Origin of the sequence: Rhodococcus sp. CH91 (genome assembly GCF_022554085.1) — a bacterium.
Lineage (GTDB): Bacteria > Actinomycetota > Actinomycetes > Mycobacteriales > Mycobacteriaceae > Rhodococcus.
In genome coordinates this window covers 521002-541806 of record NZ_JAKFYR010000001.1, presented here as the reverse complement: position 1 = coordinate 541806, position 20805 = coordinate 521002, and the positions used below count along the sequence as shown (strand labels likewise).

At 67.4% G+C, this 20805-nt stretch carries 17 protein-coding genes and 1 pseudogene; 6 read left to right on the top strand and 12 right to left on the bottom strand.

Annotation, left to right across the window (positions count from 1 at the left end; all coding sequences use genetic code 11):
- Positions 1-47 precede the first annotated feature (47 nt).
- Positions 48-722 carry a nitroreductase gene (locus tag MOM01_RS02555; RefSeq protein ID WP_241383807.1) on the top strand — a complete coding sequence of 225 codons (675 nt, stop codon included), beginning with the start codon at positions 48-50 and terminating at the stop codon, positions 720-722.
- Between the two features lie 34 nt (positions 723-756).
- On the opposite strand, the gene MOM01_RS02550 is transcribed toward MOM01_RS02555, so the two are convergent.
- Positions 757-1944 (bottom strand): ATP-binding protein, encoded by a 1188-nt coding sequence (locus MOM01_RS02550; RefSeq protein ID WP_241383806.1) that lies wholly within the window; start codon positions 1942-1944, stop codon positions 757-759.
- 128 nt (positions 1945-2072) lie between these two features.
- Here MOM01_RS02550 and aztD point away from each other — a divergent pair, with 128 nt between their 5' ends.
- On the top strand, positions 2073-3311 hold the full coding sequence (gene aztD, locus MOM01_RS02545) for a zinc metallochaperone AztD (RefSeq protein WP_241383805.1): 1239 nt from the start codon (positions 2073-2075) through the stop codon (positions 3309-3311).
- A gap of 228 nt (positions 3312-3539) precedes the next feature.
- Positions 3540-4784, top strand: coding sequence for a glycosyltransferase 87 family protein (locus MOM01_RS02540; RefSeq protein ID WP_241383804.1), 1245 nt, complete (start codon positions 3540-3542; stop codon positions 4782-4784).
- On the opposite strand, the gene MOM01_RS02535 is transcribed toward MOM01_RS02540, so the two are convergent.
- Both MOM01_RS02535 and MOM01_RS02530 read right to left on the bottom strand, forming a co-directional pair.
- Positions 4754-5083, bottom strand: a complete 330-nt coding sequence (locus MOM01_RS02535; RefSeq protein ID WP_241383803.1) for a branched-chain amino acid transporter permease — start codon at positions 5081-5083, stop codon at positions 4754-4756. The genes MOM01_RS02540 and MOM01_RS02535 overlap by 31 nt on opposite strands.
- Positions 5076-5774: an AzlC family ABC transporter permease gene (locus tag MOM01_RS02530; protein WP_241383802.1), complete on the bottom strand. Its 699-nt coding sequence runs from the start codon at positions 5772-5774 to the stop codon at positions 5076-5078. Before MOM01_RS02530 ends, MOM01_RS02535 begins: the two co-directional genes overlap by 8 nt.
- 53 nt (positions 5775-5827) lie before the next feature.
- On the opposite strand from MOM01_RS02530, the gene MOM01_RS02525 reads away from it, so the two are divergent.
- On the top strand, positions 5828-6559 hold the full coding sequence (locus MOM01_RS02525; RefSeq protein ID WP_241383801.1) for a M50 family metallopeptidase: 732 nt from the start codon (positions 5828-5830) through the stop codon (positions 6557-6559).
- Positions 6560-6562: 3 nt separating this feature from the next.
- On the opposite strand, the gene MOM01_RS23275 is transcribed toward MOM01_RS02525, so the two are convergent.
- Positions 6563-7531: an AMP-binding protein gene (locus MOM01_RS23275; protein WP_308196955.1), complete on the bottom strand. Its 969-nt coding sequence runs from the start codon at positions 7529-7531 to the stop codon at positions 6563-6565.
- Between the two features lie 110 nt (positions 7532-7641).
- Positions 7642-8046: pseudogene (locus MOM01_RS23270) on the bottom strand (AMP-binding protein); the annotation flags it as partial.
- 226 nt (positions 8047-8272) lie between these two features.
- Here MOM01_RS23270 and MOM01_RS02515 point away from each other — a divergent pair.
- Positions 8273-9328: an acyl-CoA dehydrogenase family protein gene (locus MOM01_RS02515; protein WP_241383800.1), complete on the top strand. Its 1056-nt coding sequence runs from the start codon at positions 8273-8275 to the stop codon at positions 9326-9328.
- 53 nt (positions 9329-9381) lie between these two features.
- On the opposite strand, the gene MOM01_RS02510 is transcribed toward MOM01_RS02515, so the two are convergent.
- From MOM01_RS02510 to MOM01_RS02485, 6 genes are all read right to left on the bottom strand, one after another.
- Positions 9382-10893: a class I adenylate-forming enzyme family protein gene (locus MOM01_RS02510; protein WP_241383799.1), complete on the bottom strand. Its 1512-nt coding sequence runs from the start codon at positions 10891-10893 to the stop codon at positions 9382-9384.
- Between the two features lie 71 nt (positions 10894-10964).
- A complete protein-coding gene (locus MOM01_RS02505; RefSeq protein WP_241383798.1) occupies positions 10965-12155 on the bottom strand; it encodes an acyl-CoA dehydrogenase family protein in 1191 nt (396 codons plus the stop codon).
- Between the two features lies 1 nt (position 12156).
- Positions 12157-12939 carry an enoyl-CoA hydratase/isomerase family protein gene (locus tag MOM01_RS02500; RefSeq protein WP_241383797.1) on the bottom strand — a complete coding sequence of 261 codons (783 nt, stop codon included), beginning with the start codon at positions 12937-12939 and terminating at the stop codon, positions 12157-12159.
- Positions 12940-13009: 70 nt separating this feature from the next.
- On the bottom strand, positions 13010-14302 hold the full coding sequence (locus MOM01_RS02495) for an FAS1-like dehydratase domain-containing protein (RefSeq protein ID WP_241383796.1): 1293 nt from the start codon (positions 14300-14302) through the stop codon (positions 13010-13012).
- 67 nt (positions 14303-14369) lie between these two features.
- Positions 14370-15881, bottom strand: a complete 1512-nt coding sequence (locus MOM01_RS02490; protein WP_241383795.1) for a class I adenylate-forming enzyme family protein — start codon at positions 15879-15881, stop codon at positions 14370-14372.
- A gap of 51 nt (positions 15882-15932) precedes the next feature.
- Positions 15933-16241, bottom strand: coding sequence for a hypothetical protein (locus MOM01_RS02485; RefSeq protein WP_241383794.1), 309 nt, complete (start codon positions 16239-16241; stop codon positions 15933-15935).
- 112 nt (positions 16242-16353) lie between these two features.
- Between MOM01_RS02485 and MOM01_RS02480 the strand changes: the two genes are divergently transcribed.
- Complete coding sequence (locus MOM01_RS02480) at positions 16354-18501, top strand: acyl-CoA dehydrogenase (protein ID WP_241383793.1); 2148 nt, start codon at positions 16354-16356, stop codon at positions 18499-18501.
- Here MOM01_RS02480 and MOM01_RS02475 read toward each other — a convergent pair.
- On the bottom strand, positions 18498-20795 hold the full coding sequence (locus MOM01_RS02475; protein WP_241383792.1) for an acyl-CoA dehydrogenase family protein: 2298 nt from the start codon (positions 20793-20795) through the stop codon (positions 18498-18500). The two genes, MOM01_RS02480 and MOM01_RS02475, sit on opposite strands and share 4 nt — an antisense overlap.
- Positions 20796-20805 lie beyond the last annotated feature (10 nt).

The following is a 20805-nucleotide window of genomic DNA, read 5'->3' as shown; positions in this document are numbered from 1 at the left end:
GCGGGCTGAACGAACGTTAGATGAAGAGCTGTGCCATCGTGGGTGCCATGACTTCCGCCGCCGACACGCTGTCGTCCCTCCTCGACACCCGTTTCAGCTGCCGTGCGTTCCTGACGAAGCAGGTTCCGCGCGACGACATCGAACGCATGCTGCGCATGGCCCAGCGCACGGCCTCCTGGTGCAATTCGCAACCGTGGCAGGTCCACCTCGTCAGCGGCGCGGCCGTCGACCGCCTGCGTGACGCCGTCTACGCTCAGGCGACCTCGGGGAACATGGACCCCGACATCCCGGGCCCGGCCGAATACCGTGGCGCCTATGCCGAGCGGCGACGCAGCGCGGGCTACGCCCTGTACAACGCCGTGGGAATCGCCCGCGACGACTATCAGCGCCGCACCGAGCAGATGCTCGAGAACTACCGTTTCTTCGGCGCACCGCACGTCGCGATCGTCACCACCGACAAGGCGCTCGGCGTGTACGGAGCCGTCGATTGCGGCGGCTACGTCGCCACTCTGCTGCTCGCTGCCGAATCACTCGGCATCGCGGCCGTCCCGCAGGCCGCGGTCGCGATGACGTCCACCGCACTGCGGCAGGAACTGAGCATCGGCGACGATCGCGACATCGTCTGCGCCATCTCGTTCGGCTATGCCGACGAGGCGCATCCGGCCAATACGTGCCGTACCGACCGGGCGTCGCTGGACGACACCGTCGAGTGGGTCGGCTGACCCTCGGCCGTTGGTCGCGGCGCAGATCGACCGGTCAATCGTTCTGGGCGCGCAGATAACGCCCGAAATGAGGAACCGTGAATCCGATGAACCCGCGTTCGGCGGAGTAGATCAATCCCTTCTTGATCAACCCGTCGCGCGCGGGCGACAGCGAGGCCGGTTTGCGGCCGAGTTCCACGGCGATCTTCGATGTGGCGACCGGTCCGTCGTCACCGGCCAGATCTGCCATCGCCCGCATGTACTCGCGTTCCGCAGGTGTCGCGCGTTCGTATCGTGAGCCGAAGAAGCCGACGGCGAGTTCTTCCTCGGCCGTGGGCGCCGCAACCCGCACGTCGTCGTCCGTGATCGGTGAGCCGGCCGCGACATCCCATGTCGCCTTGCCGTAGGCCTGCACGAAATACGGGTAACCGTCGGCAGTTTCGTACAGCAGGTCGAGCGCCTGCTGCGTGAATTCGACGCCTTCTCGTTCGGCGGGCGCGATGAGGGCATGGTCCGCCGCCGCGCGATCGAGCCGGTCGATGCGGTGGTAGGTGAACAACCGCTCGGAGTAGGACTTCGACGCCGAGAGCACGGCGGGCAGATGCGGCAGGCCGGCTCCGACGACGATCAGCGGTGCCGTGTCCTGGCTCAGCTCGTGACAGGCCCCGCAGATCGCGGAGACGTCGTCCGCTCCGAGATCCTGCATCTCGTCGACGAACAGGGCGATACCCACACCCACATCGCGCGCGAGTCCGGCGGCGTCGACGAGCAGCTCGACGAGATCGATCTCGATGTCCCCGGAGTCCGCACGTCCCTTCACGGCCGGAGCGTCGATACCGGGTTGCCAGCGTTCACGCATGCCCTTGTCGGCGGTGGCCCGCAACGCGAAGGATTTGAGCACGCCGAGGAAGTACTCGACCGATTCCGGATCCGGGTGTGCCGCAGCGATCTCCCGCACCGCCATGTGCAGCGCCGACGACAGCGGACGTCGGAGCCCCTGGTCGGGGCGGGCCTCGATCTTTCCGGTGCCCCAGCTCTTCGCGATGGCCGCGGAACGCAGGTGGTTGAGAAGTACGGTCTTTCCGACACCGCGGAGGCCCGTGAGCACGACGCTGCGTTCGGGTCGCTCCCGTGCGATGCGTTCGAGGACGACGTCGAACGCGGTGAGTTGCTTCTCACGACCGGCGAGTTCGGGCGGGCGCTGTCCCGCGCCCGGGGCGTACGGGTTGCGGACCGGATCCATCCGTCGATGCTAACGAGCGCTGCACTCTTCTCCGCGTTCATCGAGGCCGTGTCGTAGGCGGCGCGGCATGCACATATGCGCATTGGAGACTTTGACATTCATTTTCGATAAAGGCTATTCCTTTGACCATGACAACGCTCTCCCGCTACGGCGGCGCCGCCCTCACGGCAGTCGCCGCAACACTCGCCACCGCATGCGCGGGCACGACCGAGGCCGTGCCCTCCGGGTCGGCCACGCCCACCACACCCGCAACCGCTGCCGCCGAGGTATCGACCGCCGAACCCCGCCTCGCCCTCACCTACGACGGGGGCATCCTCGTCGTCGACGAAGACGACCTCACCGTCGTCGGTGATGTCGAGCTCGATGGATTCAACCGCCTCTCCCCCGCCGGGGACGGACGCCACGTGCTGATCTCCACCGAGGGCGGTTTCCGCGCTCTCGACACCGGCAGCTGGTCGGAGACCCACGGTGACCACGGCCATCACTATTCCGGCGCACCCACCCTCACAGACCTGACATTCGAGGCGGAGAAGCCGGGGCACGTGGTGCCGCACGGCGGTCTCACCGCGCTGTTCGACGACGGCACCGGACGCATCGAGGTATTCGACCCGACCGACCTCGCCTCGGCGACCGGCCTCCCCGCTCTCGACGGCCTCACACTCCCCGAAGCACATCACGGCGTGGCCGTGCCGATGCCCGGCGGCGGGATGCTCGTCACTCTCGGAGACTCCGAGAAGCGCACGGGTGTAGCACTTCTCGACGAGAGCGGTACGGAGATCGTTCGCAGCGAGGAGTGCCCCGGTGTCCACGGTGAGACGATCGCGGCCGACGGCGTCGTCGCTTTCGGTTGCGAAGACGGCATGGTGATCTTCCGTGACGGATCGTTCACGAAGGCATCGGCGCCCGACCCGTACGGCCGGATCGGAAATCAGGCCGGAACCGAGGAGTCTCCCGTCGTACTCGGCGATTACAAGACCGATCCCGAGGCCGAACTCGAACGCCCCGAACGTGTGGCCCTCGTCGACACCCGCACGGCATCGATACGCCTCGTGGACCTCGGCACGAGCTACACCTTCCGCTCGCTCGGCCGCGGACCCGGGGGTGAAGCACTCGTTCTCGGCACGGACGGCAACCTCCACGTCATAGACCCCGAGTCCGGTGAGATCGCACGGAGGATCGCGGTGATCGATCCGTGGACCGAACCCGAGGAGTGGCAGTCACCCCGGCCGGCGCTCGAGGTGCGCGAGGGAACGGCGTTCGTCACCGACCCCGCCACGAACTCACTGCACGCCGTGGACGTGGATTCGGGCGAGATCCGCTCGGCCGGCCTGCCCCGCACGCCCAACGAGATCAGTAGCACCGAGTAGCAATGCATCAGAGTATTCGGCTTTCTAGCTCTAGAGATAGAAAGCCGAATACTCCTCGGGAGACAACGACCACACAGGTGCTGCAACGTGATTCATGTCACTCTCAACCGGGCGAAACGGTAATCTTCGTCAAAACGCTTGCAGAGAAGCTGTTCTCGACGTCCCACCTCGAAGACAACGATTGTGTAACGTGGCCAGGCATCTGTTTCCGACCGGGAGGTAGCGCCCGTGCTGTTGTCCGAAGCCCGTTCCCGACCTGTTCGATCCCTGCTGATCGCCATAGGTCTGACGGTTTCGGCCCTGGCAGTCGCCGGTTACCTGCGCGACGCGCTGAACGAGTACCTCATGGATCTCGACGTCTTCCGCGACGCCGGGTGGGCATTCCTGCACCACACTCCCCTGTACACCGAGGGCTTCTTCAGCCATTCCGGATTCCGGTTCATCTATCCCCCCTTCGCGGCGTTCCTGTTCGCGCCCATGGCACTCGTGGGAAGTACCGCGCTGCAGGTGGTGTGGACCGTCGGGCTCATCGCTCTCGTGTGGTGGGTGCTGAAGGTCGTCTACCAGCGCCTCGACATGTCCCGTCCGAGCCTGATCGCGGCGGCCTCCCTCGGCGCCGTGCTGTGGCTCGAGCCGTTCCGGTCGAACTTCACGTTCGGGCAGATCAACATCGTTCTCATGGCCCTGGTGGTCGCCGATCTCCTCGGGGTGATTCCGAAGCGTTTCCGCGGTGTCGGTATCGCTCTGGCCGCCGCGATCAAGGTGACACCGGCAGCCTTCGGACTGATCTTCCTCCTCCGCCGCGACCTGCCCTCGGCGGTCCGCGCATTCGGCGCCTTCGTCGCCACCGTCGCCTTCGGATACTGGTTGCGTCCCGACTCGACCGTCTACTTCTGGACGACCGAATTCTTCGCGACCGACCGTGCCGGGGATCCCAGCTTCTTCCGCAACCAGGCCTTGACCGGTTTGATCGCGCGCTTCGATTTCCCGGACGGCGTCGCCAAGGGGCTGTGGCTGGTCGGGGCCGCGCTGATCGTCGCGGGTACGGCATGGGCCGCCTACCGGTTCCTGCGGGCCGACGAACCCGTGGTCGCCGTCGCGCTCGTGGGCCTGGCATCGCTGCTCGCCGCCCCCATCGCCGTCACCCATCACTGGGTGTACGCGCTGTTCCTCGTGCCGCTCCTGGTCGCGCCGGCCTACCGCCGCTGGTGGCCGGTACTGCTCCCCGCCACCGTGGTCTTCCTCGTCGGGCCCAACCATCTGCTGCGTGAAGCATCCTCCGGTGGCTGGGTCGAGCAACTGCTCCTCGAGGTGCTGGGAACCTCGCAGTGTCTCGCCGCGATCGCCGTCTTCGTCGCCGCGATGTTCGCCGCGCGCAGTCGCCGGCCCCGGCTCGCCTCCGAGGTCGTCGCCGAGCGCGAGAAGAGCACCCCGGAGACGGATCAGGTCCAGAACGCCGACGCGACGAGGTAGAGGCCCGTCCCGGCGACGGTGCTCAGTGCGGCGTTGCGGCGCCACAGATGCACCGCGATCGTGCCCGCGAGACCGACGATCGCGGGCAGCCAGGTCGACTCCCCCACATCCCGCAGCGTGTACATCACGAGGATCACCATGACCCCGGCGGGCATCGTGCGACCGAGGAAGTCGACGAAAGCCGAGTTCTTCAGCGTCGCCAGCGCGAGGAACGGCGCCGCGCGCAGCGCGAACGTCACGGCGAACATCACCCCCAGAACACCGAAGACGTATCCGATACCGGGCACCGATTCAGGCACGGGCCACCTTGTTCCGGTAGACGAACCGGACGAACAGGCACACCACGAACAGGCCGAGCCCGACGACGAGCATCTGTTCCTCGGCCACCAGCAGTGCGACGAGACCACAGACCAGCGCGATCACCGGTGCCGGCACGTCACGGTCCGCACGGAAGGCGTCGATCGCGAGAACTGCGAACAGCGCCGTGAGGGCGAATTCGAGTCCGGAGAGCCCCTCGGGAAGCACCGCCCCGATCAACGCGCCGACCGTGCTCGACACCACCCACATCACCTGGCAGAGCACCTGCACCGTGAGGATCCGGGTACCCGAGAGCGACTCGCGTGCCTTCGGTGCGACGATCGCGTACGACTCGTCGGTGAGCGCGTACACGCCGTAGAGGCGCCCGAGGCGGCTACGGATCCGGTGCAGCGGGAACGACAGCCCGTAGAAGACGTGACGGAAGTTCACGAGCAGCGTCGCCGCCGCGACCGACGCGAGCGGAGTGACCGCCGCGATCAGACCGATCGCGAGGAACTCCATCGACCCCGCGTAGATGACGGTCGAGAAGATCGGCGCCCACCACCATTCGAACCCGCCCTGGGTGAGTACGACCCCGAATGCGAGTCCCAGCGGAATCAGCCCGAGACCCACGGCCCACGAGTCCGCGATACCCGCGCGAACGTCGGGAGTGCGGCTGTCGGGCATGCTCATCAGGCTATCGCCGGGCCCGAAGCCTCTACGCCCGGCCCGAAGGAAGGTGATCTGTGTCTACTTCGTTCACGGAGGCGGTGTCCGGCGCGTGGCAGGCCGTGTCGACCGTCGACGAACCGGCTCCGACGGCGGTGGTCGCCGGAACGGCGATCGTCGCGCTCGTGCTCGTGACCGTGCGGCCGCTGTGGCTGAAGACCCGTCATGTCATCACGCAGGCGCACGAGGGGTCGCACGCGCTCGTCGCCGCACTCGTGGGCCGAAAGCTGTCGGGGATCCGTCTGCACAGTGACACCTCGGGGGTGATGGTGTCGTCCGGCAATCCGCGAGGCCCCGGCATGGTCGCGACGACCTTCGCCGGGTACACCGGCCCGGCCGTGCTCGGTTTCGCTGCGGCGACACTGCTCACACTCGACCGGCCCGCCGCGGTGCTGTGGTCGATCCTCGCTGCTCTCGCGGTGTTGCTGCTGCTGATCCGCAATCTCTACGGCTTCGTCTCGGTCGTCCTCGCAGGTGCACTGGTGGGCGCCGCGGCCTATTTCGGAGACCCGGTCGTGCGATACACCGCGGCCTATCTGATCACCTGGATTCTCCTGCTCGGCGCGACCCGCCCGGTTCTCGAACTCGCCCGCACCCACATGAACGGCCGCGGACGGGGTTCGGATGCCGACCAGTTGCGCGACCTCACCCGCATACCGGTCGCGGTGTGGATCGTGCTCTTCGCACTCGTCACCGCCGGTACCGCTTTCTACGGCACGGCGCGCATCGTGGTGACACAACTGTCCTGACGCTCAGGGCGTCGCCGATGTCTCGCCGTAACGGTCGAGCAGCACCCTGCGCAGGATCTTTCCGCTGGGCAGCCGTGGAACGTCGCCGAACTCCACCGTGCGCGGCGCCTTGAAGTGTGCGAGGCGTTCACGGGTGTAGCGGACGAGGTCGTCCGCGAGGGCGTCGTTCGCCCGTACGCCGTCCACGGGTGTGACGACCGCGTGGACGCGCTGACCCATCTCCGTATCGGGCAGACCGACGACGGCCACGTCGAGGACCGCAGGGTGCATCGTGAGCACGTTCTCGATCTCGAGGGGATAGATGTTGACGCCTCCGGACAGGATGAGGTCGGTGCGCCGGGCCGAGAGGTACAGATAACCGTCTTCGTCGAGGTGCCCGAGATCGCCGAGTGTGCTCCAGCCGTGGCCGTTGTAGGCCGCGGCGGTCCTCTCCGGGTCTCCGTGGTACTCGAAATCCGGACCGCCGCTGATCCACACGGTACCCACCTCGCCCGGTCCGAGTTCGGCACCCGTCTCGTCGCAGATGTGCACCCGGCCGAGGGTGGGCCGGCCGACGGACCCTCGGTGCTCGAGCCACTCCGGTGTGGTGATCATGAAGAAGCCGTTGCCCTCGCTGCCCGCGTAGAACTCGAGGATCTTCGGGCCGAACCAGTCGATCATGTGCTCCTTGATCTCGACCGGACAGGGCGCCGCCGCGTGGATCACCACCTGCAGACTCGACACGTCGTACCGTGCGCGGGTCTGCTCGGGCAGTTTCAGCATCCGCACGAACATCGTCGGCACGAACTGGGCGTGGGTGACGCGGTAGCGGTCGACAGCGTCGAGTGTCCGCTCGGCGTCGAACGTCTCCATCACGAGGGCGGTGCCTCCGTTGCGCACCGTTCCCATCGTCCAGCCGAGCGGTGCGGCGTGGTAGAGCGGTCCGGGGCTGAGGTAGACGGTGTGCTCTCCGAACCCGAAGGCATCACGCATCGTCGAGTCGATGGCCAGCCCCGCGCCGAAGGGGCGCCGGTCAGCGTGGGCAGGATCCCTTTGGGCCGACCGGTGGTACCCGACGAGTACAGCATGTAGTACCCCTCGACTTCGTCGCCGACGGGCGTGGGGGGCAGCGTCGCGAGGCTGTCGGCAAGGATCTCGGCACCGCTCGGGGAGTGGTCTCCGGTGGTGAACCTCGCTTCGAGCAGAGGGTTCCCGTCGGCGACCACGGCCCCGAGGTGATCGAGCCGAGCCGAGTGCACGAGTATCCGTGCACCACAGTTCTTCACGACGTAGGCAGCCTCGTCCTCGGTCAGGTGCCAGTTGACCGGCGTGTAGAGCAGACCCGTCCGTTGCGCGGCCCACACCACCGGAAAGACGTCGAGGCAGTTCTCCATGAGGATCGCGATGTGATCACCGGGCCGCAGACCGTGTCGCCGGAACAGGTGGGCGATGCGGTTGGACGACGACTCGAGCCGGCGATAGGTGAGAGTCGCGCCGTCCTCGACCATGACGATCGCCGGTTTGTCACCGAAGGCGGCAGCGAGATCGGTCGGATTCATCGACGGCATCGTCATCGGTCGCTCTCCTCACGGACGTCGCGACAAGTATTACCTGTATAACCTTCTCGTTTCCAGGCTTCGGCGGGAACTTTCCGGGTTTCCGATCCGAACGGCAGGGTCCACAAACGACCTTCGACATGGTTAACTACGTTGACGACCACATCGAAGGAGCGTCATGGACTTCGCGCTGAGCGACGAACAGGTGGCCCTCGGCGGAGCCGAGCGCGCGTGGCTCGCCAAGAACGACCCGATCGCCGCGCGCAGACCGGGCATCGACGCCGGGCCGGCCTGCCTTCCCGCCGAGGGACTCCGCCACCTCGCGCACTCGGGATCGATCGGACTGCTCACCCCCGAGACAGGCGGCACCCACGTCGATCTGGCCGTGCTCGTCGAGGAACACGGACGGGCAGGAAGCGCCGTTCCCGTCGCCGAACCGGCGATCGCGGCGAGTCTTCTCGAGATGATCGGTCATCCCGCGGCCGCAGCGGCAGAGGCAGGCGAACGCATCGTACTGCCCGCCCTGTCGTCACCCGAGAAGACCGGCCTGCACGCACGATTCGACGGGGACGCACTGACCCTGAGTGGCACGACGGCACCGATCACCGGCCTGATCGACGCGCACGACCTCCTGCTGGTCGCGGTCACCGACACCGGCGCAGAGGTCGCGGCGGCCGTACCCGTGGAGACGCTCACCGTGCGGACGCTCGAGACGCTCGATCTCACCCGCTCGTGGGCCGTCGCCGATGTCGACGTCACCCTCCCGGAGGACTCGTGGGTCGCCCTGCCGGCCGGCACCGTGGCCTTCACCCATGATCGGCTCGCCGCCTTTCGCGCCGTCGACGCTCTCGGTGCTGCCGCGCGCCTCGTCGACATGAGCGTCGACCATGCCGGAAACCGAAGTCAGTTCGGGAAGACGATCGGAAGTTTCCAGGCGGTCAAACACCACTGCGCGAACATGGCGACCACGACGGAGGCGTCCCGCGCGGCACTCTGGGCCGCTGCCGTCGCACTCGACGGGGACGATCCCGTGGCACGCGCCCGAGCGGTATCCGCCGCGGTCGCGTTCGCGTGTTCCGGAGCGTCCACCACCGCCCAGACGGCCCTGCAGGTGCACGGCGGTATCGGCTTCACCTGGGAGCACGACGTGCACCTGCTGCTGCGTCGCATCAAGGTCGACGAACTGCTCGACGGTTCGGTCTCGTACCACCGCCGCCGGCTCGCCGTCGCCTGAAACACAGAAAAGGGGGCGGGATCCATCGGGATCCCGCCCCTTTCCCCGTCGCGCTACCGGGCGCGGGACGATTCGATTTCGTCCACCATCTCCAGCAGTCGACGGCGGTCGACCTTGAGGGAGACACTGCGTGGCAGGGCGTCGACGGTGTGGATCTCCACCGGAATCTCGTAGGCCGTCAGACGCGTACGCAGGAAGCTCTTCAGTTCGTCGACGTCGATATTCTCGGCGCCACCGACCGTTTCGACGACCGCGACCGGCACCTGTCCGAGACGGTCGTCCGGTCTGCCGAAGACCGAGGCGTCGAGGATCGCCGCATGGGCGCGCAGCGCGTTGCACACGATTTCGGGCTGGATCTTGAAGCCGCCCCGAACGATCGCGTCGTCGGCCCGGCCGTCGATGTAGAGGAATCCGTCCTCGTCGAGATGCGCGAGATCGCTGGTGCGCACCCAGTCGCCGACACCGTTACCGGTCTGCGGCGAGCTCACTTCGAGGCGACCGGTACTCCCTTCGGGTAGGACCGTTCCGGTCTCGTCGACCGTCCGCATCTGCACCCCCGGGAAAGGGCGGCCGACACTACCGCGCTTGTGCTCCCACCACTGCGTGATCAGAGGCTTCGTCCACCCCGCTACAGCACCACCGAATTCCGTTGCGCCGTACATGATCATGATGGGGATGCCGTAGCGGGACGTGAATTCGTCGGCCAGTTCCGGACTGACGAAGGTGGTCCCTGCCGTGATCGCCCGCAGGCTCGCGAGTTTCTCCTTCGGCACGCCTGCGTCGAGGACCGATCGCATCGCCGCCGGAGGAAGCCCTGCCACGATCATCCGGTGTCGGTGGACGGCATCGGCCCATCCTTCGACGGTGAATCGTGGCATCAGCACGATCGGGCGTGCCTCCGACAGCGCCTGGATCACCCCCCACAAGCCACCGATGTGCACCATCGACAGGGAGATCAACGCGACGGGGCCGGTGAACGGCTCGTGGTCACCTCTCCCCTTGCCCGTGTGACCGTGGACCGCCGAGAGTGCGGCCTCGAGTTGCCGCCACGTCAGTGGCACACGCTTGGGCGGACCGGTGGTGCCGGAGGTGAACATCTCCACGGCGACCGGATCCTCCTCGTCCGGACGCTGCTGGATCGGAGCGTCGCCGACGACGTGCCGCGCATCCGGGCCGTCCACTGCGAGTCCGACGATGCCCGCCGCGGCGAGGGGTGCGGCGAACTCCTCGTCCGCCCAGTATTCGTTCGCGGCGAGGATCACGTCCGGACGAGCCCGCAGCGCGTCCTCGACGATCCTGCGTGCAGGCTGTGCCGGATTGAGGGTGAGCAGCACCCGGCTGCGGCCGAGAATTGCGACGAATGCCGCGACGGATTCGGTCCGGTTGCTCAGCACCACACCGATCCGGCTGCGGGGTCCGCACCCGAGTCGCGCGAGTTCCTCGTCGATCCGCTCGGCCGATCGCCGCACCTCTCCCCAGGTGCGCCAGACCTCGTTCTCCTGCACCATGTTCGCACTGTCGGGAACGGTCCACAGCAACGCCAGTGCTTCTCTGATGCCCGTCATCGCGGAGCCTCCTCTTCGGTCGACCCGAAGGTGTGTTCGTAGTGCCGGCCGGGAATCCGGACGGAAGCGCATCAGCGCGGCAGACCGAGGCCTCTCTCGGCGATCATGTTGCGCATGATCTCGGAGGTACCACCGGCGATGGTGTATGCGCGGGCGTACAGGAATTCGTCCTGCCAGCGTCCTCGGTCCACGACCGCCGGATCCCCTTCGACGAGGATCCCGTCCTCGCCGGCGAGCTCGAGAGCGAATCGGGCTGTTTCGACGCCGATCTCGCTGAACATCAGTTTGGCCATGGCCGCGTCATGGGGGCGTTCGGCACTGCGCGACCAGCGGCCGATGTTCGCATACACCAGCGCCGACAGTGCTTCGACCGACGCCTGGAGTTCGCCGATCCTCTCCTGTACGGCGCCGTCCTCGATCGCGGGCCGGCCGTGCCGGATCGTCCTGCGGGCGAGATCCTTCAGTGCATCGACATCCTGGCGCAGCCGTACCGCCGCCGACGCCACCGCGCTGCGTTCGTGGGCGAGACTCGAATTCGCGATCAGCCAGCCGTTGTCGAGATCACCGATGAGCGAGTCGTGTCCGACGGGCACGTCGTCGAGGAAGATCTCGTTGAAGTCCGACGTACCGGTCATCTCCCGGAGCGGTCGTACATCGACACCGGGCGCCCGCATGTCGACGAGGAATGCACTGATCCCACGATGTTTCGGGGCCTCCGGGTTGGTTCGCGCGAGGAGATAACCGTAGTCGGCCCAGTGTCCGTTCGTCGTCCACACCTTCTGGCCGGTGACGGTGAACCCGCCCCCGTCGGCCGGTACGGCTTTCGTGCGCAGCGACGCGAGGTCGCTGCCGGATCCCGGCTCACTGAACAACTGACAGAAGACGAGTTCGCCCGATCGGATGCCCGGCAGATACTTCTCCCGTTGTTCCTCGGTGCCGAAGTCGATCAGCGCGTGCGCGACGAGCAGTCCGGCTCCCTGCACCGCGGCCGGGGCCCGGCCGCGTGCGAGTTCCTCACCGACGACGACGTCCTTCTCCGGTGAATGCGCTGCTCCGGCGCCGCCGTAGCGTTCCGGCCAGTCGGCACCGATGTATCCGGCCTCGAAGAGCGTGCGGGTCCACTCTTTCAGCGCCGCGAGCTCTTCGGCGTCGTCGGCGCTGCGCACACCCGCCTTCACCGGCACATCCGGTGTGTGGGTCTCGACGAACTCGCGTACTTCCTTGCGGAACTGCTCGAGTTCCGGCGTCAGTCCGTAGTCCATGTCAGCGCACCTCGTAATCGCGCGTGGGAACCTGGGATCGGTCGACCTGGGCCAGCCCTATCGGGTTGCCGAGATCGGTGTACATCATCCCGGTGGCGAGAGCATGGGATCGCGTGCGGTCCTTGGACTCCCAGATCGCGCGGATGCTGCCCTGGATCGCGGCCGGTGGTTTGGCGGCGATTCGTTCCGCGAGATGCTGCGCGCGGTCCCACAGTCCGTCGCGGGCGACGATCTCGCTGACGAACCCGATCTCGTGAGCCCTCTTCGCGGACATCCGTTCGTCGAGACCGAGCAGCACCATGCGCAGCACTTCACCGATGGGGATGCGGTGCGCGAGACCGATGGGTTCCAGTGCGGCGACCATGCCGTAGGAGACGTGCGGGTCGAAGAACTGGGCGTCCTCGCTCGCGACGATGATGTCGGCCTCGTTCAACCAGTAGAGCGCCCCGCCGGCGACCATGCCGTGCACCGCGCACACGAGCGGTTTCCAGCAGTTGTTCTGCTTGGGTGACAGGTCGACACCGGGATCACGCCGGCTGAAGACGTTGTCGGACAGGAAAGTTCCCTCGTGCACGTCGACACCGGTACTGAAGGCACGCTCACCGTTGGCCCGGAGGACGACGACGTGCACGTCGTCGGTCTCGGACGCGTAGTGCCACAGCTCCCGGAACTCGGCGCGCATCGTGTCGGTGAAGGAGTTGAGCTTGTCGGGGCGATCGAGAGTGATGGTCAGGACGTGGTCCTTGACCTCGGCGATCACCGTGGTCGTGCTGCTCAGATCCACGAGCCCTCCTCGAGACGTTCGCACCGCATGGCATCGTCCTCGCTCACCGCCCGCGAGGCCGGAGCGTCGTTCACGACGTCGTCCGGCTTCCGGCCGCGCGCCGCGTGTCCTCGCGCAGTTCGGCGTCGCGCTCGAGCATTCGTGCGGCGAGCTGCTCGAACTCCGCAGGCGCTGCGGGCAGCTCGACCGGGCCACCGGCACGCGAGGGCAATGCGATGGTCGCCGTGGCGGGACAGGTGACCTCGCCGCGCTGGCTGGTGCCCCGCAGTTCGATGTCGACGAGATGGCGTCCGTCCTCGACCCTCTTGCCGACGACCTCACCGGTGAAGGTGTGGGTGTCGCCGAGATAGTTGAACTTGCGCATCTGGCTCGACATCGACTCGAGCCAGGCGTCGTCGCCCATCCAGTCGGTGAGATAGTGGCTCAGCCAGCAGTCGCGCATCATGCCGTAGTCGTAGGCGGCCGGCAATCCGATCGAACGGGCGTAGCCGCTGTCCCAGTGGATCCGCTGGGCGACGTCGGGCACTCCCTGCTCGTTCGGGATGTAGAACGGTGCGATGCGCAGGCGGTTCTTGTACGCGAGGCGGCTCGAGCAGGGTGTGTAGGGTGCGAAACCGTATCCGCCGGAATGGAAGACGATCATGTCGGTGGTCGTCAGCGGCCCCTTGGCCATCGTCCCGAGGTGCTCGCCGACCTCCACCTCCTCCCAGTGCCGGCTGCTCGCACCGCGCACCTGCTCGTGTGCGTAGATCTCGTCGATTCTCGCGATGTCGTCGGGAGTGTAGGAAACAGGCTCGATGGCGTCGTACTTCTTGCGCTTCTTCGATTCGTGCCGTTCGGTGTGGATCGTGATGACCCGCTGGGTCTGGACGACCTCGGCGCGCTGATTGAACTGCACCTGGAGGCCTGTGATGATGAGCGACCGCCCGGCGAACTCGGACTGCTTCTCCTCGACCTTTTCCGTGCCGTGGAAGGCGTACAGGAGGTCGCCGTCGAGTACCGGCCGGTACCAGTGGGTGGTGGTGCCGGAGACGAACACGTGGATACCCCGGAAGGACGGCCGGCGCTGTGCGCGTGGGACGGGTTCGGCCAGCAGCTCCTTGCGCACACCGATATTGATCATCGGTGGGGCGATCTGACCGCCCCAGCGGCTCCCGGCCCCGTACTCCTCGTCCGTGAACAACGGATTGTCGTCTCCGTAGCTGCGCGCGAAGTTGCGCATGATGTCCGGTGAGACGCGGGTGTACTGCTCCCGCTGGGTCATCGCGTGATAGACACCGACGAGATCCCGCGCCCGCGCGATGTCCTCGTCGCGGAATGTGTAGATCTCCGAATCCTTCTCGGTCTTCTCCGACGTGGTCATCGACTACCTCCGTATAGGGGACTACGCCCGACGCGAGCGGTCGCATCACCACAGTAGGGCAACCTAGTTATACATGTAAAGACCCATGGCCGTCAGGCTCTGTCCGGCAGCCGTCAGCTGCCAGTCGCTCGACCACGTGCCGCCGCACCAGTTTTCCCGTCTCGGTACGTGGCAGTTCGTCCCAGTAGACGATGCGGTCGGGTGTCCTGGAACCCCGCAGGGTCTCCCGCACGAACGATCGCAACTCCTCGGCGTCGACCGACCGTTCCGGCCGCAGCACCACCACCGCCTCGATCCGCTGGCCCCACTCCTCGTCGGGAACCCCTACGACCGCCGTATCGGTCACCGCGGGATGACGCATGATCACGTCCTCGATCTCGGCCGGGGCGATGTTCTCCGCCCCACGGACGATGGTGTCGTCGCTGCGCCCACCGAGGAAGAGATATCCGTCCTCGTCGACGAATCCGGTGTCTCGGGTATCGAAGAATCCACGTTCGTCGACGAGTCGTCCGACACCGGCGTATTCGGCCGAAACCTGCTCCCCCCGAACCCAGATGCGGCCGGGCACCCCGGCTCCGACGGCACGATCGTCCGTGTCACGGATCTCGAGGTCGATACCGGGGATCGGGCGGCCCACCGATCCGAGGCGGGCGCGGACCCGCTCGTCGGTGCTCGTCATCGCCGCCCGATGATCGTCGGGCCCCAGGACGGCAATCGTCGAACTGGTCTCGGTCAGCCCGTAGGCGTTGACGAAATCGACCCGCGGCCACACGGTGAGGGCGCGTTCGACCACCCGCCGGGGCATGGGCGCGCCACCGCTGGCGAGGGAACGCAGCGCGGGAACATCGGAGTCGGCGCCGGAGTCGAGGATTCGCGCGAGCATCGTCGGGACGATGAGGGCGTTGGTGATGCCCTCCTCGCGGACGGTGTCGAGCCATTCGGCCGGGGTGAACTGTTCGAGTACCACCGCCCTGCGGCCGGCATAGAGATTCGTGAGCACGTTGGCGACCGCGGCGATGTGATAGGGAGGCACACTCACGAGCGCCGCGTCGGCCTCGTCGGCCGATGCGAAGTCCACGGCTCCCAGCACGTACGACACGAGATTGTGATGGTGGAGCAACACGCCTTTCGGCGCCGAGGTGGTGCCGGAGGTGTAGATCACCACGGCGGGTGCGTCGGACTCCGGCTCATCGTCCGCCCTCGCATTTCCTGTCCTCTCGAGCAGGTCGAGCCAGGCTGCCGGCGTGAACACGCCGGATCCGTCACCCGCGTCGTCCGCGACGACGAGCGCACCGGCGTGATGGGAGAGCAGCGCATCGGTCTGCTCCCACCCCAGCCGGTAGTTGATCGGCACGAGCGGGACACCGGCCCGCGCCGCCGAGAACAGCGCCACCGGAAAGGCCGGTCCGTTGACGGCGCGATAGACGAGGGCATCGGCGCCGGCGTCCCGGATCGCGGCGGCGCCGGCGACGGACAGCTCCTGCAGGCGCCGGGCGGAGATGCCGTCGTCGCGACGTCCCACCAGAATGCGGTCGCCGAGACCGTCGGCAGCCATGTCGAGCAACATCGTGAGGTTCATGGAAGTCCTCGTCGCGGATCCGATCGTGCGCCGGATGGTTCGGAGTGGGCGTCAGTCGGAGGCAGGCAACGGCTTCGCCGCCTTCAACGACAGCGGAACCCCGTCGACGGCGAGAGCGCCGCGTCCGGGTGTGGTGCACAGGAGTTCGAGGTCGCCGTCGGCGTCGGTGTATCTCTTGCCGAGCGCCGTGGGCCCGAGATGCGCATCGCCGATCGCCGTGCCGTCGCCCGTTCCCTTCCTGCCCGGCACCATCTCGGCACCTCCGCAGGTCAGGACGACCTCCTCGTGCGGTGCTCGCACGATCACCACGGCGGTGGCGTCGACGCTACTGGCCCAGGATCGACCTACTTCGAGTTTCACGATGTCTCCGATCGAGCGATGCTGTGCTGTGACTTCCCAAAGTAGCGTGCGTCACATAGTTTAGATAGTGCTACAAGTGAACCGATGTCGCCACGGCCGAGGAGTACCTTCCATGCCACTTGCGCTCACCGACGACCACCGTGCCGTCGCGGATGCCGTCCGGTCCTTCCTCGACGGCCACGGCGCCGCGACGCTCGCCCGGCAGGTGACCGACGATCCGTCCGCCGACACGGGGCAGCTGTGGAAACAGCTCGCCGAACTCGGATGGCTGGGTCTTCATCTTCCTGCCGAATTCGGAGGCGCGGACGCCGCGCTCCCCGAGGTCGCAGTGGTGGCCGAGGAACTCGGCAGGCTCGTCGTTCCCGTCCCCTACCTCGCGAGCGTCGCGATCTCGGCCGCGCTCGCAGCCGAGGGTGACGATGCGATCCGCTCCGAATGGCTCCCCGGCTTCGCCGACGGTTCGGTGGTCCCGGGGCTCGGCCTGTCCGGATCGCCGACCGTCTCGGACGGTGCGGTGAGCGGTGACGCAGGCCTCGTCGTGGGTGGGCTCGGGGCGACCCTGCTCGCCCTCACTGTGGGCGCCGACCTCGTCCTCGTGGATCCCGCACATCCGTCGGTCTCCACACTCCGGGCCGACACCTTCGATCCGACCTCGGCATCGGCCCGAGTGCTCCTGGACGGGACTCCCGCTCTCGCCGTCGTCCCGGGCGCCGGCGGGTACGCGAACCACGTCGCACGCGTCCTGGCCGCCGCAGAGGCCTCCGGTGGGGCCCGCGCGACCCTCGAGTCCGCCCTGTCCTACGCGAAGGTCCGCGAGCAGTTCGGACGCCCGATCGGGTCCTTCCAGGCCGTCAAGCACCATCTCGCCGACATGCTCGCGACCAGCGAACTGGCGACGGGCGTGGCGTGGGACGCGGCACGTGCGGGAGCCGAGGGTGAACAGGCACGACTCGCCCTCGACGTCGCCCGGATCATCGCCTTCGATGCGTACATCGCCAATGCCCAGCAGAGCATCCAGATCCACGGCGGTATCGGTTTCACCTGGGAACACGAGTGCCACCTGTTCCTGCGTCGCGCCCATGCCCTGCGGATCCTGTTCGGTGAACCGACCTCGGCACTCGATTCCCTCACCGAGTCGGGCAGTGCGGGGTTGCGCCGCCACTACGCCGTGGACCTACCCGCCGAGGCCGAGGAACTCCGCGCTTCGGCGCGCGAATTCGTCGCGCGTTACACGTCGACCCCCGAATCCGAGCGACGCGCGCTGCTCGTCGACTCCGGCTATCTCATGCCGCATTGGCCGCCGCCCTACGGTCGCGGCGCCCCACCGGTCGAACAACTCGTGATCGACGAGGAGTTCACCGAGGTCGAACCTCACGGACTCGGCATCGGCGCCTGGATCCTGCTGACCCTTACCCAACACGGCACCCCGGAACAGATCGAACGCTGGATCCGCCCCGGATTGATCGGTGAGCAGGTGTGGTGTCAGTTGTTCTCCGAACCCGGTGCGGGTTCCGACGCGGCAGCGGTGTCGACGCGGGGGGTGAAGGTCGACGGTGGCTGGCGGGTGACGGGACAGAAGGTGTGGACCTCCGATGCCCAGAACTCGACTCGCGGTCTCGCGACCATCCGTACCAACCGCGACGTTCCGAAACACAAGGGCATCACCACGATGGTCGTCGACCTGACGGCCCCGGGGGTGACCGTCCGTCCGCTGCGGGAGATCAGCGGTGACGCCGCCTTCAACGAGGTGTTCTTCGAGGACGTCTTCGTCCCGGACGAGGACGTCGTGGGGGCCGTCGACAACGGCTGGACGGTGGCACGCGCGACGCTCGGGAACGAACGCGTCTCGATCGGTGGGGGCAGGACCGACGAGAACTATTCCGCCTACGCACTGCTCGGCCTCGCGGCGAAATACGCGCCCGGCGACGTCTCCGTGACCCGCCGGATCGCGGCGCTGATCGCGCGGGAAGAAGCCTTCGCGATCCTCAACCTGCGACAGATCGTGCGCGCCGTCGCCGGAGGCGATTTCGGCCCCGAAGGCAGCGTCACGAAGATGTTGCTCGCCGAACACACGCAGCACGTGGGAGAACTCGCGATGCGGATCGCCGGTGACGCGGTACTGCTCGGAGACGAGCCGACATGGACCCATTACTACCTGCTGGGCCGGGCGATGACCATCGCCGGCGGCACCTCGGAGATCAACCGCAATGTCATCGCCGAACGACTGCTGGGACTGCCTCGCGAGCACATCGCGAACTAGCACGAGAAGCCGGCCACGACTTCCTCCACGGCGAGGTCCCGCAAGGCGTCCGGACGCGCGATGCGGGCCTCGTCGGCGATCGCCCGGCGGAGCAGCAGATGTGCGGGATGCTCCCAGGTGAACCCGATACCGCCGTGGATCTGGATGCACGCCTCCGAGTTGGTCACCGCGGACCGCAGTGCTGCCGCGGTCGCCAAGTGCACCGCCACACTCGTGCCCGGATCCTGCCGGTCGTCGTCGGCTGCCGACAGCACCAGGCCGCGTGCCCCCTCGGCAGCGACGAGCATATCGGCGCAGCGATGCGAGATCGCCTGGTAGGAGCCGATCGGGCGGCCGAACTGTTCGCGCTGCCTCGCCCACTCCACCGCCATCGCCAGAGCCCGGTTCGCGACGCCCACTGCGTCCGCGGCGACCAGCAGCTCGGCCGCCCGGAACACCGACCCGAGCACGGTGTCGGCCCGGACACCCGAGGCGAGCACGGTCGCGGCGGCATCCTCGAACGAGACGATGCCGACGGTCGCCGTCGGATCGATCGAATCCTGCTCGGTGACGGTCACTTCGGACCGGTCGACCGAGAGCAGTACGGTCTCCCCGGTGGCACCGTCCTTCGCCGGAACCACGAGCACCTCGGCGGTCGGCGCTCCCGCGACGCGCTCGACACGGCCGGTGAGCCGTCCGTCGCGCAGCACGGGCGCCGCCGCGATGTCCCAGCCGGGATCGGTGACGGCCGCGACGAACGCAGCGGGAACACCCTCGACGACCCGCCGCGCCGGCTCGTCCGCACCTGCCGCGACCAGGATCTCGAGCGCGACGGCACAGGGGACGAGAGGCACGGCTCCGAGATGGAATCCGATCTCCTCGACGGCGACACACAGCATCCGCAGAGACTGCCCACCACCGCCGATCTCCTCGGGAGCCGAGAGTCCCGGGAGTCCGAAACCGACCAGGGTCGACCACAATTCGTCGTCGTATCCACCGGATGAATCGGCTCGGGTGAGACCCCCGAGATCCACCTTCCGGGAGAGGATGTCGCGCAGGATCGTACGGAGATCGTCCTCGCCCGCTGCCGGTGGGGAGAGTGGGTGCCCCGGCACGACGGCCGGTTCCCGGGTGCCCTCTCCTCTGTGCGAGGGAAGACCGAGGACGTTCTCGGCGATCGTGTTCCGCTGGATCTCCGAAGTCCCCGCCCCGATGGTCGCGGCCCGGGACATGAGATATCCGTAGGTCCAGCGGCCCTTCTCCACGACACCCTCCGAGCGGGTGCCCAGAACGGCCGCCGAGCCGGTCAGCCTCAGGGCGACACGGTGCAGGTGCTGCTCGAATTCGGCTTTCACCAGACGGTTGATCGACGCGACTCCTCCCGGATCACGCCCTGCGAGAACGGCATCCAGAGCACGTGCACTGTTCGTTGTGATCTCGCGTACTCCGGTCTCGATGGTCGCGAGTTCCTGCCGGATCAGCGGATCCTGCGCGTATCCGCGGTTCACGGCGAGGCGGAAGACCTTGTCCACGGTCGACCGGTACCGGAACTCGTCCGCAAGGAAGGCGGTGGCTCGCTCGTGACCGAGCGAGGTGCGCATGATCGACCATCCCTGTCCTTCCTCCCCCACCCGGTTCTCCACCGCGACCTCGACATCGTCGAAGAAGACCTGGGCGAAATGGTGCCCGCCTGCGGCGTCGCGCAGGGGGCGCACCTCGATACCGGGCGAGTCCATCGGGACGAGCAGATAGGTGATGCCCGCCGTGGCTCGCCCGGGCGGGCCGGTGCGCACGAGGGTGAAGATCCAGTCGGCACGGTCGGCCATCGTCGTCCAGATCTTGCTGCCGGTGACCCGGTACACGTCCCCGTCCCGGACGGCGCGCGTGGACAGCGAGGCGAGGTCGCTGCCGGCGCCGGGCTCCGAGAACCCTTGGCACCAGAACTCCTCGGCGCGCAACAGGGGCTCGAGGAAGCGCTGTTTCTGTTCGGCGGTGCCGTGGACGATGATCGTCGGTGCGACGATGAACGACAGCGGGCACGGATGTCGCGGTGCCCCGGCCTCGGTGATCGCCCGGTAGTAGTCGAGCTGATCCTCGAGCGGCAGCCCCATGCCGCCGGCCTCTTCGGGCCATCCGGGGGCCGCGAGGCCGTGGTCGACGAGTTCGGACTGCCATGCGATCGCGGCGTCGAAGCGTGCCCGCGACGTCTCGGGGCGGGGACGCCGCCGGTAGTCCTCGAGCAGAGCGGTCAGTCGCGGGCGCCAGTCGCTGTGCGCACCGGATTCGAGTGTCACCGTGGACTTGCCTTCCTCCACGTCACCTCCC